Here is a 15,504-nt window from a genome sequence, read left to right on the forward strand (position 1 = left end):
GCCCCGCCGCGTCGGTCGGGGTGCGCGGGCCGCGGCCCGCGCACCCCGACCGTGCTACTCCCACTCGATGGTGCCCGGGGGCTTGCTGGTCACGTCCAGCGTCACCCGGTTGATCTCGCGCACCTCGTTGGTGATCCGGTTGGAGATGCGGGCGAGCACGTCGTAGGGCACGCGCGACCAGTCGGCGGTCATCGCGTCCTCGCTGCTGACCGGGCGCAGCACCACGGGGTGGCCGTAGGTGCGGCCGTCGCCCTGCACGCCCACCGAGCGCACGTCGGCGAGCAGCACCACGGGGCACTGCCAGATGTCGCGGTCCAGACCGGCGCGGGTGAGCTCCTCTCGGGCGATCGCGTCGGCCTCGCGCAGGATCTCCAGGCGCTCCCGGTTGACCTCGCCGATGATCCGGATGCCCAGGCCCGGACCGGGGAAGGGCTGGCGCCACACCATCTCGGGCGGCAGGCCCAGCTCCTCGCCGACCTTGCGCACCTCGTCCTTGAACAGCTCGCGCAACGGCTCCACCAGGGTGAACTGGAGGTCGTCGGGCAGGCCGCCCACGTTGTGGTGCGACTTGATGTTCGCGGTGCCGGTGCCGCCGCCGGACTCGACGACGTCCGGGTACAGGGTGCCCTGGACCAGGAACTCGACCTCGGCGCCGTCCTCACCGCTGTCGGCGACGACCTCGCGGGCCGCCTGCTCGAAGATGCGGATGAACTCGCGGCCGATGATCTTGCGCTTCTCCTCGGGGTCGGTCACCCCGGCCAGCGCGGACAGGAAGCGCTCCTCGGCGTCGACGACCTTCAGCTTGGCGCCGGTGATCGCGACGAAGTCCTTCTCGACCTGCTCGGCCTCGCCCTTGCGGAGCAGACCGTGGTCGACGAACACACAGGTGAGCTGGTCGCCGACGGCGCGCTGGACCAGGGCTCCGGCCACGGCGGAGTCCACGCCGCCGCTCAGGGCGCAGATGACGCGCTTGTCGCCGATCTGCTCGCGGATGCGCTCCAGCTGCTCCTCGACGATGTTCACCATCGTCCAGGTGGGGCGGCAGCCCGCGCCCTCGTAGAGGAAGCGGCGCAGCAGGTCCTGGCCGTGCTCGGTGTGCATGACCTCGGGGTGGAACTGCACGCCGAACAGGCGGCGCTCGGTGTCCTCGAACGCGGCGACCGGGGCGCCCCCGGTGCTGGCGGTGCTCTTGAACCCGGCCGGGGCCTGGACCACGGAGTCGCCGTGCGACATCCACACGCTCAGGCCCTCGGGCAGGCCCTCGAACAGCACGGAGTCGATGTTCGCGGTCAGCTCGGTACGGCCGAACTCACTGAGGTCGGTCTTGTCCACGACCCCGCCCAGGGCGCGCGTCATGGCCTGGAAGCCGTAGCAGATACCGAAGGTCGGGACCCCGGTCTCGAACAGCTCGGCCCCGACGCTCGGGGCGCCCTCGGCGTACACCGAGGACGGGCCACCGGAGAGGATGATGGCCTTGGGTTTCTTGGCGAGCATCTCCTCGACGGGCATGGTCGAGGGCACGATCTCGCTGTGCACGTGGCATTCCCGGACCCGTCGGGCGATCAGCTGCGCGTACTGCGCACCGAAGTCGACGACGAGGACGGTGTCGAACGTGCTGTCAGCACCAACGGACACGACGGAGGACCTTCCGCAGAAAAATGGATGTCCGTCCAGTCTAGGCCGTTCGCCCCGGTCGGAACGCACCAACGGGTGTGCCGCCCCGCACGCGGGCGGGGCGGCGGAACCGGGGCGGGGATCAGCCCTCGAAGCCGTTCGGGTTGGCGGACTGCCAGCGCCAGGCGTCCCGGCAGGCGTCGTCGACGGTGAGCTCGGCCTTCCAGCCCAGATCCCGTGCGGCGGCCGAGGGGTCGGCGTAGCAGACGGCGATGTCGCCGGGGCGGCGCCCGACGATCTCGAACGGGATGGGCGCACCGGTGGCGCGCTCGAAGGCGCGCACGCCCTCCAGGACCGAGGTGCCCTGGCCGGACCCGAGGTTGTAGACGCGGTGTCCCGGGGCGTCGGCGAGGCGGTCCACGGCGGCGAGGTGCCCGCCGGCCAGGTCCACCACGTGCAGGTAGTCGCGTACGCCGGTGCCGTCGGGGGTCTCGTAGTCGTCGCCGAACACGGTCAGCCGCTCACGGCGCCCCGCGGCGACCTGGGCGATGTAGGGGAAGAGGTTGTTCGGGACGCCCTGGGGGTCCTCGCCGATCAGGCCGCTGGGGTGCGCGCCGATCGGGTTGAAGTAGCGCAGGGAGATGATCCGCCAGCGCGGGTCCGAGGTCGCCAGGTCCTCCAGGACCTGCTCGGAGAACAGCTTGGTGCCGCCGTAGGGATTGGTGACCGAGAGCCGGGCGTCCTCGGTGATCGGCATCTGTTCGGGGTCGCCGTAGACGGTGGCCGAGGAGCTGAGGACGAGGTCGCGCACCCCGGCGGCGTCCATGGTCTCGCAGAGGGTCAGGAGCGCGTTGAGGTTGTTGCGGTAGTAGCGCAGGGGCTGCTGGACGGACTCGCCCACCGCCTTGAGCCCGGCCAGGTGGATGACGGCGTCGATGTCGTGCCGCGCGAAGACCGCGCGCATCGCCTCGGCGTCGGTGCAGTCCGCCCGGTGGAACGCGACCGTGCGGCCGGTGATCCGCTCGACGCGGCGCAGGGACTCCTCGTGGCTGTTGACGAGGGAGTCGACGACCACGACCCCGTGCCCAGCCTCGAGCAGCCGGACCGCGGTGTGGGAGCCGATGTACCCGGCGCCACCGGTGAGCAGTACGTTCATGGATCGTTCCCTGGGGTGGGCGGTGCTGACCCCTCCAGGATATGGGTCGCCGGGCTCCCGTTCGGGTGAGCCACGCTGCGGCTGCCCCGCCGGGCGGCCGGATCCGGCCGCCCGGTCCTTTTTCCCACCTTTCACACCAGGCCCTACTAAAACGAATTTCCAGCCCACGCGTCTCGCATTCATGTTTCCCATTTCGGCCGAGACGTGGGAGAACAAAGGTTTCCACCGGCCGACACCCCGGAAGCGCCGCACGCAAAGGGAACCCTGGACACCCTTTCACCAAGGCGATAGATTCACCCCCGTTCCTGTCCGTTCGCCATTATTCTGATCTGTTAATTCATGTGAAGGGGGTGTACATATGGACAAGGACGAGTCGATGAAGAGCTTCCTCGAGAGTTTCCAGATCGAGGAGGACGTCGCTGAGCTCGCCGTGGTCGACGACCTCTGGTATTTCATCAAGAAGGGCGACGCCTGGATCGTCGGAAGCGGTTGATCCGCCGCCGATGAGCACCGCGAACGGACAGGAACACCCAGGAAAGAGAAGGACATGCGCCAAGCACAGAGCGTTGGCATCAACCTCACCGCGAAATGCAACGCGACCTGCGCGCACTGCTGTGTGGAGAGCTCCCCGCGCAACGCTGCCGCCCTCGAGGACGACCAGGTGGACCGCATCGTCGAGGACCTCATCGCCCACCCCGACGTGCGCGAGGTCGGCTTCACCGGAGGGGAGCCACTGCTCCGGAGGGAGCGGTTCCTGCGGCTCGTCCGGCGGGTCACCGACGCCGGCCTCACCGCCACCTGTGTCACCAACGGGTTCTGGGCGATCACTCCCAAGGCCGCCGCCTCGACCTTCCGCGAACTCGAGGAGGTCGGGCTGTCCAGCCTGACCGTCAGCTTCGACGACTTCCACGCCCCGTTCGTCCCGGTGAAGAGGATCAGGAACGCCCTGGACGCAGCGGCCCGCAGTTCCGTCCCCACCATCTTGAACATGGCCGTGAGCCGGTCCCAGGACTCGATGGACCTGCTTCGCGAACTCGGCGAGTCCACGTTGGGCGTGCGGGTCACCCGCTTCCCGGTGCAGCAGTGCGGAACCGGCCGCGCGATCCCCGTCGAGGACCTCTTCCGCAAACCGTTGGAGGAACTGTCGCTGCACTGCCCCGGTTTCGAGGTCATCTACCACCACGACCAGAAGGTCTACCCCTGCTGTTCACCCCCGATCTTCGACACCGACATGACTCTGGGCGAGGTCGGCGAGACCGATCACGAGGGGTTCACCCGGAGGCTGGAGCGCAACGCCCTGCTCGCGGTCGTCCAGCGACACGGGCTGGGGTGGTTCGTGGAGCGGATTCGCGCGCTCGCCCCCGAATCCGAAGTGGCCCGCATGGAGTCGGCGGTGTCCGCCTGTGACGTGTGCGCGGCGGTCATGAGCGATCACGAGAGCCTCGGCGCGCTCCGCCACGAGATCGTCGCCGCGGCGACCGCGTAGGCGGACACGCATGAGCGCGCTGCGATACCAGGACGACCACGCCGAGGTGTTCATCTCCGGCGGAGGCGCGGTCGTCCACGACAAACAACGGGACCGCTACTACCGGGCCGAGCCCTCCTCCCTCCCCCGGGCGGTGCTGGACTCCGCCGCACCAGCGGCCTCACGGGTCTCCGCCACGGCGGCGTTCGCCTTCCTGTCGTCGGGTGTGGCCCTGCTCGCGCTCAACATCGTGTTCTCGATCCGGGCCGACACGTCACCGACACCGTGGTTCCTCGCCTGGTTCGTGCCGTACATCGTCCTGAGCGTCGTCGTCCACGAGTTCGCCCACCTGGCGGCCCTGCGGTTCCTGGGCCGACGGCACGACAAGGTGGGTTTCCGCATGCACTACATCATCCTTCCCGCCTTTTACGTACGGATGAACCAGTCGGTTCTGTTGTTCCGTGACGAGAAGGTCATCGTGCACGCGGCCGGGATCTGGGTGAACCTCCTGATCAACGCCGTACTCATCGCCGCGAACGCCTTGTTCTTCCGTTCCGGTGATCTTGAAATGGCGCTGATCTTCGCTGTCATCACTCTGGCCTGCAACGCAGTACCCGCCCTCAACTCCGATGGATACCGAGTACTCCTCGCGCTGGCGGGGATCAACGAGTTGAAGGAGAGGAAACGCAACCCTCTCTGGATCAGGTGCGTCAAGGTTGCGAGTTGGATTCTCGTGGCATGCTACGGGATCTACATATCCATCGACATCTATCTGGGAATCATGCATGGCTGACCTCCTCACACTGAACAGGCTCGTCGTTCGCCGGGGAAGAAAGTTCTCCCTCGCACCGACCTCCCTGACCCTGACCGATAAATCCGGGATCGTCGGGCTCTTCGGTCAGAACGGCGCTGGAAAGACCACCCTGCTCAAGGCCGTGGCGGGGCTGGTCGACCACCAAGAGGGCGATATCCGCACCAGGAACGGTCGTGTGCCCGCGTTTCTACCGGACCGCCCCTACCTCTACGAGTTCCTGCGGGTCGACGAGACCCCGCGGCTGCTCGCCCGCTACTACGACGACTACTCCGTCGAGATCGCCGACGAGATCATCGACGACCTCGGGCTGGACCGCTCCAAGCGGGTGGCCCACCTCTCCAAGGGCATGTCCGAGCAGCTCTCCCTGGGGTTGATGCTCGCCCGGCGGGCGGAGGTGTACCTGTTCGACGAACCACTGGCGGCGGTCGACCCGGTGACCCGCGACGTCGTGCTCTCCCTCATCCAACGGCATCGGTCCGAGGGTTCGGCGGTGGTGATCAGCACCCACCTGATCTCCGGTCTGGAATCGCTGTTCGACGAGTTCGCCGTCCTGCACGAGGGACGTCTGCTCCTGCACGAACCCGTGGACGCGCTGATGCGGGACGGCGGCCTGGAGGAGACCTTCAAGAAGGTGGTGCGCGGTGCTTGAGTGGAAGGTGGAGGCCCGCAAACACGCGCGCTTCTTCGGTTTCTCGCTGCTGGTCGTCTGCTCCGTGCTCGCCGCCCACCTGGCGCTCGACAACACGGTGACGGAAGTCCTCTGGGTGTTCGCGGTGATCCTGACCTCCGCGGCCGCGGCCGCCTACGTCGCCGCCCACCTGTTCCACCACGTCGCTCTCGACGGCGACCTGCTGTTCCACATGTCCACCCAGTCGGCGGTCAAGAAGTTCGCCCTCAAGACGGTCCCGCTGTTCCTGGGATTCTGCCTCGTCGGCTGTGTCACCCTGTTCGGCTATCTGAACGGCGACGGCTCGGACGGCACCGCGGGGTTCCTCCTGTACGCGTACGGGAGCAAGATCGCCTCGTTCGGCGCGTTCGTCGTCACCGTGTGGGTGCTGGCCCGGCTGGTGACCCGGCTGCGGGGCCTGTCGACGCAGATCCTCGTGTCCGGGGTGCTCTTCGTAGCGTTCGTCGGCCTCCAGGTGTACGGCCACTGGACGTGGCACTCCCTCTCCGGGCTGAACTGGTCGGTGGGCTCCAGCACCGAGTTCCTCGGACTGCCGATGCACGCCAACGTCCTGGCCGTCGTCGTGGGCGACGGGGGCACGGAGATCACCCCGGCCATGGCGGGCTCGTTCGTGGTCAACACGGTGACCGTCGTGGTGGGGGCGGCGGCGGAGCTGCTGCTGTTCTCGCGCGGGCGTTCCCGTCGCGCTCTCGCGACAGTGCCCGTGGCCTCCGGCTCGGCGGTGTGACCCCTGGTGTGATCCCGGAGCGCGCACGGAGAAGGAGGGGGCGGATCACGGCCGCCCCCTCCTTCCGTGCTGTCAGCCCCGGCCCGGGGAGGTGCTGCGGCGGGTGTCGATGCGCAGGACCTGGGGGTCGTGGTCGCTGACCTGGTCGTGGAACTCGGAGTTGATCCGCGCGACCTCGTAGTCGACCCGTCCGGCCAGGGCTCCGTTGACCAGGATGTGGTCGAGCGCCTGGGAGTTGCCGTCGAAGACGTAGTTGTAGCGTTCCTCGCGCGGCAGCCCGTCCATCGGGTTGGCCAGCAGGCCGTCCGCGGTGAGGACGTCCAGGGTCGGCGAGAACGGGAAGTCGTTCAGGTCGCCCATCACCACCAGGTTGGCCTGCGGGTCGACGGCCAGCAGGTCCTCGGCGAACTCGCGGACCAACCGCGCCTGGGCGTTGCGCTGGGCCTCGCTGGTGCGGTTCGGCGGCTGGTTGACGCCGTGCAGGGACTGGTCGCCGCCCTTGGAGTTGAAGTGGTTGGTCACCACGTACACGTCGCGGTTGAGGACGCGGAAGTGGCCGACCAGCGGCTTGCGGCTGGAGTTCCAGGCCTCGTCGCCGGGGGCGATGCGGCCCGGGGAGGCGGACAGCTCGGCCCCGCGTTCACCCTCCACGACCTCGACGGGGGTGGTGGCGTCGCCGCCCTCGACGTCCACGAACTGGACCCGGTCGGGGTTGAAGAGGAAGGCGTTGCGGATGTTGCCGCCGGGCTGGCCTCCGTCCTGCTTGTCCTCGGGGCTGATCTGGCGCCATTCGTACCCGGGGCCGCCCGCGGCGGCGATCGCCTCGACGAGCCGGTCGAGGGTGACGTCGGCGTCCACCGTCCCGTCGTCGACGGGGCCGTTGTTGTCCTGGATCTCCTCGAGGCCGATGATGTCCGGTGCGCCGAGGTGGACGGCGATGCCCTCGGCCAGGGCGTCGAACTCGGCCTGGGGGTCCTCACCGCCGAGGTTCTCGACGTTGTAGGTGGCGACGCCGATCTCGTGCCGGGCGGTGCCGCGGACCGGCTCGCGCTCCAGGCCGCCGGAGACGTGCTCGCCCAGGGTGGTGGCGCGGACCAGGTAGCCGCCGAACCGGCTGTAGTAGACCGGGCCCTCGGTGACGCCGGCCAGGGTGTCGCCGACGTCGGCCGCCGGGAACGGGCGCACGTCCCGGTCCAGGAGCGACTCGATCTTCACCCGGCCGCTGTTGGGCTCGTCGTAGGAGCCGTAGTGCGTGCCGCCGTTGGCGGTGGGGTTCTGGTCGGGCTTGGTGGTCACCCACAGGGCGTCGTAGCCGTCGGTGGGGGCGATGACCGGGGCGTCCTCCACCCGGACGAGCATGTGCTCGTGGGCGGCCCAGAAGTCCAGGGCGAACTTGTCGGGCTGGAGCTCCAGGTCGGTGATGTCGCCGCCGTGGTCCGGGGCGTAGGCCTCGGGGAGGGCGTCGGCGTCGAGCAGGACCGCCTCGGGCAGGTCGTTGTCCCGGGACAGGGTGGTCCACCGGGCCTGGTCGAGCTGGGTGACGGTCTGCGCGCCCGCCTGGGGGCGGTACTCGCTGACCCGTCCGGCGGCCAGGACCTCGTCGCCGACCGCGACGTCGGGGGTGGTGGAACCGGTGAAGACGAAGAGCGCCTCGCTGGTGCGCGGGTCTCCGTCGCCCTCGGTGTCCTGGAACCAGAAGCCCTGGGCGCTGCCGAAGGCGTTGACGGCGGTGACCACACCGGGCAGGCCGGAGACCTGTTCGCCCACGTGGGGCGAGGTGCGGGTGACGCCCTGGATGTCGTGGACGCGCAGGTCGCCGGGTTCGACCGGTTCCTCGGGCTCGCCCCCGCCGGGGTCCTCGACCGTCTCGCCCGCGCTGTTGGTGGGGGTGGGCTCGCCGGTGGAGAAGTCGGCGGAGTTGTTCCCGGTGTCGGTGAACCGGGCGTCGCGTGAGGTCGAGGTGGTGTTCGAGGTGCCGGCGGTCGGCGAACCGGCGAAGACCGCGGCGTTGCCGTAGCCGACGACGTCGACGACCGACTCGTCCTCGGCACAGGTGGCGGCGGTGCGGCACTCGACGGGGTCGGTGCCCTCCACCAGGAGCACGGTCCCGGCGGTGGCCGACATGTTCGTGTTCCCGGCGTCGTCCGGCTCGGGCAGCTCGGTGGTGCCGCCCGCACCGGCCGCCTGGCGGATCAGGTGGTGCTCGCCGGCGGGGACGCTGCCGCTGAGCGGGGTCACCTGGACCCGGGTGGCCTCGCCGGGCCGCGCGGGCAGGTACTGCACGCTCCACCCGGACAGGTCGGCGTCGGAGCCGGTGGGGTTGCCCAGTTCGACGAAGTCGTGCCGCAGCTCCGCCCCGCTGTTGCCGCCACCGCCGTAGACCTCGCTGATGACGGGGTGGTCGGCCTCGGCCAGCGCGGGGAGCGGTGCCAGGAGGCTCGCGCCCAGGGCTGCCGCGGCGACCGCGGCGGCCGATGCGAGGAGGCGCCGGTTCGGGGCGGCCGGGGGGTGGTCTCCGGGCCTGGAGGGGGGTAGGGACACGCCAGCTCCGCTTGTTTTCGGGGGTACGGGGGTTCGCGGCACATGATGGCCGCCGCGGATGTCCACATGAAGGAGGGGACGTGAAAAGAAGGCGACCCGGTGCCCGATTGTGGTGATCGCACGACAACGGAGCGCCCGGGCTTCGGTGCGATCCTCCAAAGCCCGGGCGTCCGGAGCGTGCGCGTACGCGAGGCCGGTCCGGTCCGGTCTACCCCCCGGTTCCCGCACGGCCCGCGTTGCCCAGGTGCACCAGGTACTCGTCCAGGTCCAGCGGGTTGCCGTCGGTACGGGCCCGGTGGGGCGGGCGTCCGCGTACCGGCAGGTCGCCCCCGGGCCGGGTCCACCACACGCCCTCGCCCCGGGAGATCCCCGGCAGCCGGGTGCGGAAGGCGTCGGCGCCCCGGACCGGGATCTCCCCGGTGACCCGCCACCCCTCGGCGGTCCGGTCCGTACCGGACACCCGCGCCCCGCACGCGTGCAGGCGGGAGACGGCCGCGCTCAGCACGTCCTCGGGGACGTCCAGCTCGAACTCGCGCACGGGCTCGTACACGCGGGTGCCCGCGGCGCCCAGGGCCCGCATGAGCACCACCGGGGTGAGCAGTCGGAAGTGCGCCGCCTCGGTCAGGGGTGCGATGTAGCCGCTCCGGACCAGGGTGACGACGCAGTCGGTCACCGGCCACCCGTACAGGCCCTGCCGCAGGGCCTCGCGCACCGTGTCCTCCACCGCGTGGTCGTAGGCGGCGAGCAGCGCGCCCAGCTCGGTCTCCCTGCGGAAGAGCACCCCGCTTCCCGCCTCCCCCGGGTCCACCCGCAAGCCCACGGTGACCGGGCCGCCGACCTCCCGGGCGAGGTCGATCTCCTCGATCGCCGTCCCGGGGCCGACCGGACGTTCGGTGTGCACCACGCTGCTGGGTCCGAAGACCGCCTCGACCCCGAACTCGCTGGCCAGGGTGTCGGCGACGACCTCTTTCTGCACCTCGCCGTGGAGCAGGACCGAAAGCCCCTCCCCCGGCACGGTGCGCAGCCGGATCAGCGGGTCCTGGTCCGAGAGCGCGCTCAGCGCGGCGTGCAGCCGGTGCTCACCGCCCTCGACGGCCGGGCGCACGATCGACTCCAGGGCCGGTCGGACCAGGCTCACCGGGGCGGCCGACGTCCCGATCCGGTCCCCGACCCGCAGTCCGGGCAGGCCGCGGACGCGCCCGATCCCGCCCGCGGTGAGCACACGGTGGCGATCGCCCTCGTGTCCGACCACCTCCAGGTGGGTGACGCGGCCCTCGTACGGATCGCCGTCGGCGGGGTCGGCCCGCTCGAACCGCACCCGGTCCCGCGGGGCCAGACGGCCGGAGAACAGCCGCAGGTAGCCGGTCTTCTCCCCCGAGGCGGAACGCTCGACAGCGAAGACCGTGCCGCGCGGCCGGTCAGCGGAGACGTCTTCCTCCGCGGTGGCGGGCAGCAGTTCGGTGAGGGCTCGGGAGAGCCGGTCGACGCCCTCGCCGGTGATCGCCGACCCCGAGAGTACGGGGTACAGCAGTCCCCGCCCGACCTGTTCACGGACCCTCTCCCGCAGGTCGGCGCCCCGAGGCGGCGGCCGGTCGTCGACCAGCGCGGCGAGGAGGGCGCCGTCCTCCTCGGCGAGCAGTTCGGCGGCCCGGGCGGCCAGACCGGGGTCGTCCCAGGAGAGCGGCAGGGTACGCGCCCTCCGGGTCCCCGGTCCGTGCACGGTGTCCAGGGCCAGGGCGCGGCCGGTGAGGCGGCGGCGGATCTGGGCGAGGACGCGCTCGGGGTCGGCGCCGCCCCGGTCGGTCTTGTTGACGAACAGCAGCACGGGCAGGCGCATCTCGCGCAGGACGCGCATGAGCAGGCGGGTGTGGGCCTGGACGCCCTCCACGGCGGAGAGCACCAGGACGGCGCCGTCGAGCACCGCGAGGGCGCGTTCGACCTCGGCGACGAAGTCGGCGTGTCCGGGGGTGTCGATCAGGTTGACCTGGGTGGTGCCGATCCGGAAGGGCGCCACGGCGGTGCGCACGGTGATGCCGCGTTCCCGTTCGATCCGGCCGGTGTCGGTCCGGGTGTCGCCGGAGTCGACGCTGCCGAGGCGGTCGGTGGCACCGGCGCCGAAGAGCAGGCGCTCGGTGAGGCTGGTCTTACCCGCGTCGACGTGCGCGAGGATCCCGATGTTGAGTGTGGCGGTCAAAAGCGGTTCCCAGGAGGGTCTCGATCCGGAAGGTGGTCTGAGAACTTCCGTGGGAACGCCGCATGCCGTCGGCCTCTCTGCTGTCCGTAATGGTCAGGACGATGATGCTGATCGGGGGCGGGCCGCGCAAGGGATTTTCCCCGCGCGCCCCGCCCCCGAGCACACTCCTGCTGCCAGCGGCTAGAGCCTGGGGTCGACCGGTTCGGTCTCCAGGGCCAGGACCGCGAAGACCGGCTCGTGCACCCGCCACAGCGGCTCACCGGCCGCCTGGCGGGCCAGGGCCTCCAGTCCGAGCTTGTGCTCGCGCATGGCCAGCCCGGTCTTGCGGCCGAGCTTGCGGTCCTTGAGCACGGCGATCCGCTCCGGGTCGGTGTAGTCCGCCCCGTAGATGAGCCGCAGGTACTCCGGGCCGCGGACCTTCAGCCCCGGCTGGGTCAGACCCTTGCGGCCCTCGGCCCGGGCGCCGAGGAGCGGTTTGACCACCATGCCCTCGCCGCCGCGGTCGACCATGTCCCGCCACCAGGCGGCCGCCGCCGCGCAGGCGCCCGGGTCGGTGGTGTCCACGACCAGGTAACGGGTGGCCTGCACCATTCCGCCGGTCTCCGCGAGCTGTTCGGCCACGCCCATGTGCCAGAGGTGGTCGGCCTCGGTGTACTCCTTGCCCTCGGAGGCCAGCAGCGCGAACGGGGCGTAGCGCAGCCCGTCCGCGCCCTCGGTCTCCCAGGTGTAGCGCCGGTAGACCTGGCTGAACGCCTCGGTCTGGTCGGTGCGCCGGGCGACGGTGGCCGCCAGTTCCCCGACGTCCACGCCCCGCTCGGCCGCCGCGGCCAGGGCGGCCGACGCGGCGGGCAGTGAGGCCCGGGCGGCGGCGCCCACCGACGCGTACTGCTCACGGATGAGCGAGCGCGCCTTGGCGGACCAGGGCAGCATCTCGCCGTCCAGGGCGATCCAGTCGGTACCGAGCTTGTCCCAGAGCCCCGCTTCGGTGACCGCCTGCCGCAGCCGGTCGACCACCTCGGCCTGGACCGCCGGGTCCCGGAAGAAGGCCCGCCCGGTGCGGGTGTAGACGGTGCCGAGCTCGCCCGGGACGAACCGCCGCGAGGCCGCCTCGTCCCGGCAGAGCACGGCGACCGCCCGCGAGCCCATGTGCTTCTCCTCGCAGATCACCTGCCCGACGCCGGAGGCCCGGAAGGAGGCGAAGGCCTCGTCGGGGTGTTCCAGCAGTGCGGGGTCGGCGGCGGTCGGCGCGGGGGCCATGGTCGGCGGCAGGTAGACCAGCCACCGGGGGTCCACGGAGAACCGGCTCATGACCTCCAGCGCGGCCATGGTGCTCTCGCTGTTGGCGCGTACGGTGCCGTACCGGGTCTCGACGAACAGCCCGGCGTGGAAGTCGCCCACGCCGACGTCGTTGATGTCGATGACCTGGCCGGGGCCCCGGTCGTCGGCCTCCGGCGGGTTCTCCACCAGGGGCCGGACCGGTTCGTACCAGGTGCGCTCGGCGTCCACGTCCACGATCTCCCGCTCGGGGTAGCGCAGCGCGGTGAGCTTGCCGCCGAACACGCAGCCGGTGTCCAGGCAGATGGTCCGGTTGAGCCACTCGGCCTTGTCGGTGGGCACGTGCCCGTAGACCACCATGGCTTTGCCGCGGTAGTCGCGGGCCCAGGGCAGTCGGACGGGCAGGCCGAACTCGTCGGTCTCCCCGGTGGTCTCGCCGTACAGGGCGAAGGAGCGCACCCGGCCGGAGGCCCGCCCGTGGTACTCCTCCTTGAGCCCGGCGTGCGCCACGACCAGGTTTCCGCCGTCCAGCTGCAGGTGGCTGACGAGGCCGTCGCAGAAGTCCAGGACCCGCTTGCGGAACTCCTCGGTCTCGCGGCCGAGCTGCTCCACGGTCTCGGCCAGGCCGTGGGTGAGCTGGGCCTTGCCGGTCCTGAGGTAGCGGACCAGCTTGTTCTCGTGGTTTCCGGGCACGCAGAGGGCGTCGCCGTCGGCGACCATGCCCATGGCCAGGCGCAGCACGCCGGGGCTGTCGGGGCCGCGGTCCACGAGGTCGCCGACGAAGACCACCGTGCGCCCCTCGGGGTGGCGGGCGCCGACCGGGCGGTCCTCGGTGTCGCGGCGCAGTTCGTAGCCGAGCTCCTCCAGCAGGGTCTCCAGTTCGGAGCGGCAGCCGTGGACGTCACCGATGATGTCGAAGGGGCCGGTGAGCTCGGTGCGGTCCGGCCAGGGCCGCTCCAGCTCGATGCGGGCGGTGTCGATCTCCTCCTGCCCCTTGAGGACGAACACCTTGCGGATGCCCTCGCGGCTCATCCGCTTGAGCCCGTCCTTGAGGTCGCGGCGCTGGCGGCGGATGACGTGGTCGCCGAAGTCGCGGTCGGCGCGGGTGCGGTTGCGTTCGCGGGCCAGCGCCTCGGGCACGTCGAGCACGATCGCGGTGGTCAGGACGTTGTTGTCCTTGGCGATGCGGACCAGCTGCTCGCGTGCCTTGCGCTGGACGTTGGTGGCGTCCACGACCGTGAGCAGCCCGCGCCGCAGCCGGATGTCCACGATGGTGCCGAGCAGCGCGAAGGCGTCGGCGGTGGCGGTCTGGTCGTTCTCGTCGTCGCTGACCATGCCCCGGCAGAAGTCGGAGCCGATCACCTGGGTGGGCCCGAAGTGCTCGGCGGCGAAGGTGGACTTGCCGGAACCGGAGACCCCGACCAGCAGGACGAGCCCCATCCGGGGCACGCCGAGCACTCGGGGCTCGCGGGCGGCCTCGTCGTTCGGCTCGTTCATGCGGTGAAGACTCCCATCTGGGTCGGGGCCCCGGTCTCGGGGTGCTCGGGGCCGACCGGAAGGCGGCGGACGGTGTAGCCGTGTTCGGCGGCGACCCGGTCGGTCCAGGCGGCGAACTCGGCGCGCGTCCACTCGAACCGGTGGTCGGCGTGCCGGAACGCGCCCTCCTCCAGGCCCTCGTAGTGGCGGTTGTACTCGATGTTGGGCGTGGTGACCACGACGACGCGGGGGGCCGCGTCGCCGAAGACGACGTTCTCCATGGCGGCCAGCCGGGAGGGGTCGAGGTGTTCGACCACTTCCATGAGCACCGCCGCGTCGTGGCCCTGGAACCGGCGGTCCCGGTAGACCACGGAGCCGAGCAGGAGCTCGGGGCGGGGCCTGCGCTCGGCCGAGCCACCGCGGCCGCCGGACGTGTCGGCGAACAGGGGCCGGTGGCGCCTGCCCCCGTCGGGGTGGCAGCCCTTGCAGAGCCTGCGGTGGGCGGCCTCCAGGCTGCCCAGGTGGACGTCCACTCCGGTGATCCGCTCCAGGGTGCGGTCGCGGACCAGCCGCTCCAGCAGCTTGCCGCCACCGCATCCCAGGTCGATGACGCTGGTGGCGCGCTCGGCCTCCAGCACCGCCATGATCGCGCCCGCGCGCTGCTCGGCCAGCGAGGGCTCGCGCTCCTCGACGGCCGGGTCGCGCGGGACGACGGCGGCCGCCCCGTTCTCCGCCCCGTTCTCCGGGTCGGCGGCCTGGTCCTCGGACTCGGCCAGGCGGGCCAGGGCGGTGCGCACGTACTGTTCGCGGCGGGCGAGGTAGCGGCGGGTGATCCACCCGCGCTCGGGGTGCCCGGCCAGCCAGCCCGCACCCGCGCCGTCCTCGCCCTCCTCGTTCACGATCCCGTCGACCGGGGCGCCTCCCGCGCGCAGGAGTTTGTCGATCTCGGTGGAGTCCACCCAGTAGTGCTTGTGGCCGCCCTCCATCGCGGGCAGCAGCACGTACAGGTGGCTGAGCGCCTCGGACAGCCGCAGGGTCCCGGTCAGGGTGAGCGACAGGTAGTGCGAGTCACCCCAGCCGGGCAGGCCGGGGTCGAGCGGGACCGGCTCGGCCGCCACCGTCCAGCCCAGCGGTTCGAAGAGCGCCCGCGCCTTCTCCGGCCCCGGACGGCACGGCACCGCGGGCAGGTGCAGCTCCAGCGGGATGGGGGTGCGGGCCAGCTCGGGGCGGCTCTCGCAGACCCCGCGGATGGCCGTCCGCAGCACCTTGCCCAGCGCCACCGTGAACAGCGACGAGGAGGCGTAGGGCCGGTCGTTCACGTACTGCGCGAGGGCGAAGTCGGGGGTGTTGACCGACGTGCGCGAGCGCAGGAGCGCCTGCGGGTCCACCTCGAGCAGGAGCGCGGCCGTGCAGCGTTCCTCGGTGGCCTCGGGATAGAAGACGTGCGCCGTCCCGAAGGACTGCTCGAAGCTCTGCGCCTTGTCGGGGTGCTTGTGCAGCAGGTGTCCGAGGTCCGTCGCCGGCGTGGCTGTGGTGGTGATCGTCAGTAGCACC

At 71.1% G+C, this 15,504-nt stretch carries 11 protein-coding genes; 5 read left to right on the plus strand and 6 right to left on the minus strand.

The features are described 5' to 3' along the window. Positions 1-54: 54 nt before the first annotated feature. Positions 55-1,635, minus strand: coding sequence for a glutamine-hydrolyzing GMP synthase (gene guaA, locus D458_RS0103725; RefSeq protein WP_017585385.1), 1,581 nt, complete (start codon positions 1,633-1,635; stop codon positions 55-57). A 121-nt stretch (positions 1,636-1,756) separates the two neighbouring features. Continuing rightward, on the minus strand, positions 1,757-2,770 hold the full coding sequence (galE, locus tag D458_RS0103730) for a UDP-glucose 4-epimerase GalE (RefSeq protein ID WP_017585386.1): 1,014 nt from the start codon (positions 2,768-2,770) through the stop codon (positions 1,757-1,759). A 358-nt stretch (positions 2,771-3,128) separates the two neighbouring features. Between galE and D458_RS37830 the strand changes: the two genes are divergently transcribed. From D458_RS37830 to D458_RS0103755, 5 genes are read left to right on the plus strand one after another with little or no spacing between them, the layout of a single operon-like run. Continuing rightward, the gene (locus D458_RS37830; RefSeq protein ID WP_017585387.1) at positions 3,129-3,263 is read left to right on the plus strand and encodes a hypothetical protein; all 135 of its coding nucleotides are present in this window, start codon (positions 3,129-3,131) and stop codon (positions 3,261-3,263) included. Positions 3,264-3,317: 54 nt separating this feature from the next. Next, a complete protein-coding gene (locus D458_RS0103740; RefSeq protein ID WP_083936228.1) occupies positions 3,318-4,256 on the plus strand; it encodes a radical SAM protein in 939 nt (312 codons plus the stop codon). A gap of 10 nt (positions 4,257-4,266) precedes the next feature. Then, positions 4,267-5,028, plus strand: a complete 762-nt coding sequence (locus tag D458_RS34715; RefSeq protein ID WP_017585389.1) for a zinc metalloprotease — start codon at positions 4,267-4,269, stop codon at positions 5,026-5,028. Beyond that, a complete protein-coding gene (locus tag D458_RS32850; protein ID WP_017585390.1) occupies positions 5,021-5,698 on the plus strand; it encodes an ATP-binding cassette domain-containing protein in 678 nt (225 codons plus the stop codon). The genes D458_RS34715 and D458_RS32850 overlap by 8 nt, the downstream gene beginning before the upstream one ends. After that, the gene (locus D458_RS0103755) at positions 5,691-6,464 is read left to right on the plus strand and encodes a hypothetical protein (protein ID WP_017585391.1); all 774 of its coding nucleotides are present in this window, start codon (positions 5,691-5,693) and stop codon (positions 6,462-6,464) included. The genes D458_RS32850 and D458_RS0103755 overlap by 8 nt, the downstream gene beginning before the upstream one ends. A 72-nt stretch (positions 6,465-6,536) precedes the next feature. On the opposite strand, the gene D458_RS0103760 is transcribed toward D458_RS0103755, so the two are convergent. From D458_RS0103760 to D458_RS0103775, 4 genes are all read right to left on the minus strand, one after another. After that, the gene (locus D458_RS0103760) at positions 6,537-9,005 is read right to left on the minus strand and encodes an endonuclease/exonuclease/phosphatase family protein (protein ID WP_017585392.1); all 2,469 of its coding nucleotides are present in this window, start codon (positions 9,003-9,005) and stop codon (positions 6,537-6,539) included. A gap of 208 nt (positions 9,006-9,213) precedes the next feature. Then, on the minus strand, positions 9,214-11,199 hold the full coding sequence (locus tag D458_RS0103765) for an elongation factor G (protein ID WP_017585393.1): 1,986 nt from the start codon (positions 11,197-11,199) through the stop codon (positions 9,214-9,216). A 180-nt stretch (positions 11,200-11,379) separates the two neighbouring features. Continuing rightward, a complete protein-coding gene (locus D458_RS0103770; protein WP_017585394.1) occupies positions 11,380-13,971 on the minus strand; it encodes a polynucleotide kinase-phosphatase in 2,592 nt (863 codons plus the stop codon). Next, entirely contained in the window at positions 13,968-15,503 is a 1,536-nt protein-coding gene (locus D458_RS0103775; protein ID WP_017585395.1) for a 3' terminal RNA ribose 2'-O-methyltransferase Hen1, read from the minus strand. The genes D458_RS0103770 and D458_RS0103775 overlap by 4 nt, the downstream gene beginning before the upstream one ends. Between the last annotated feature and the right edge of the window lies 1 nt (position 15,504).

It is taken from the genome of Nocardiopsis ganjiahuensis DSM 45031 (genome assembly GCF_000341085.1).
Taxonomy (GTDB): domain Bacteria; phylum Actinomycetota; class Actinomycetes; order Streptosporangiales; family Streptosporangiaceae; genus Nocardiopsis; species Nocardiopsis ganjiahuensis.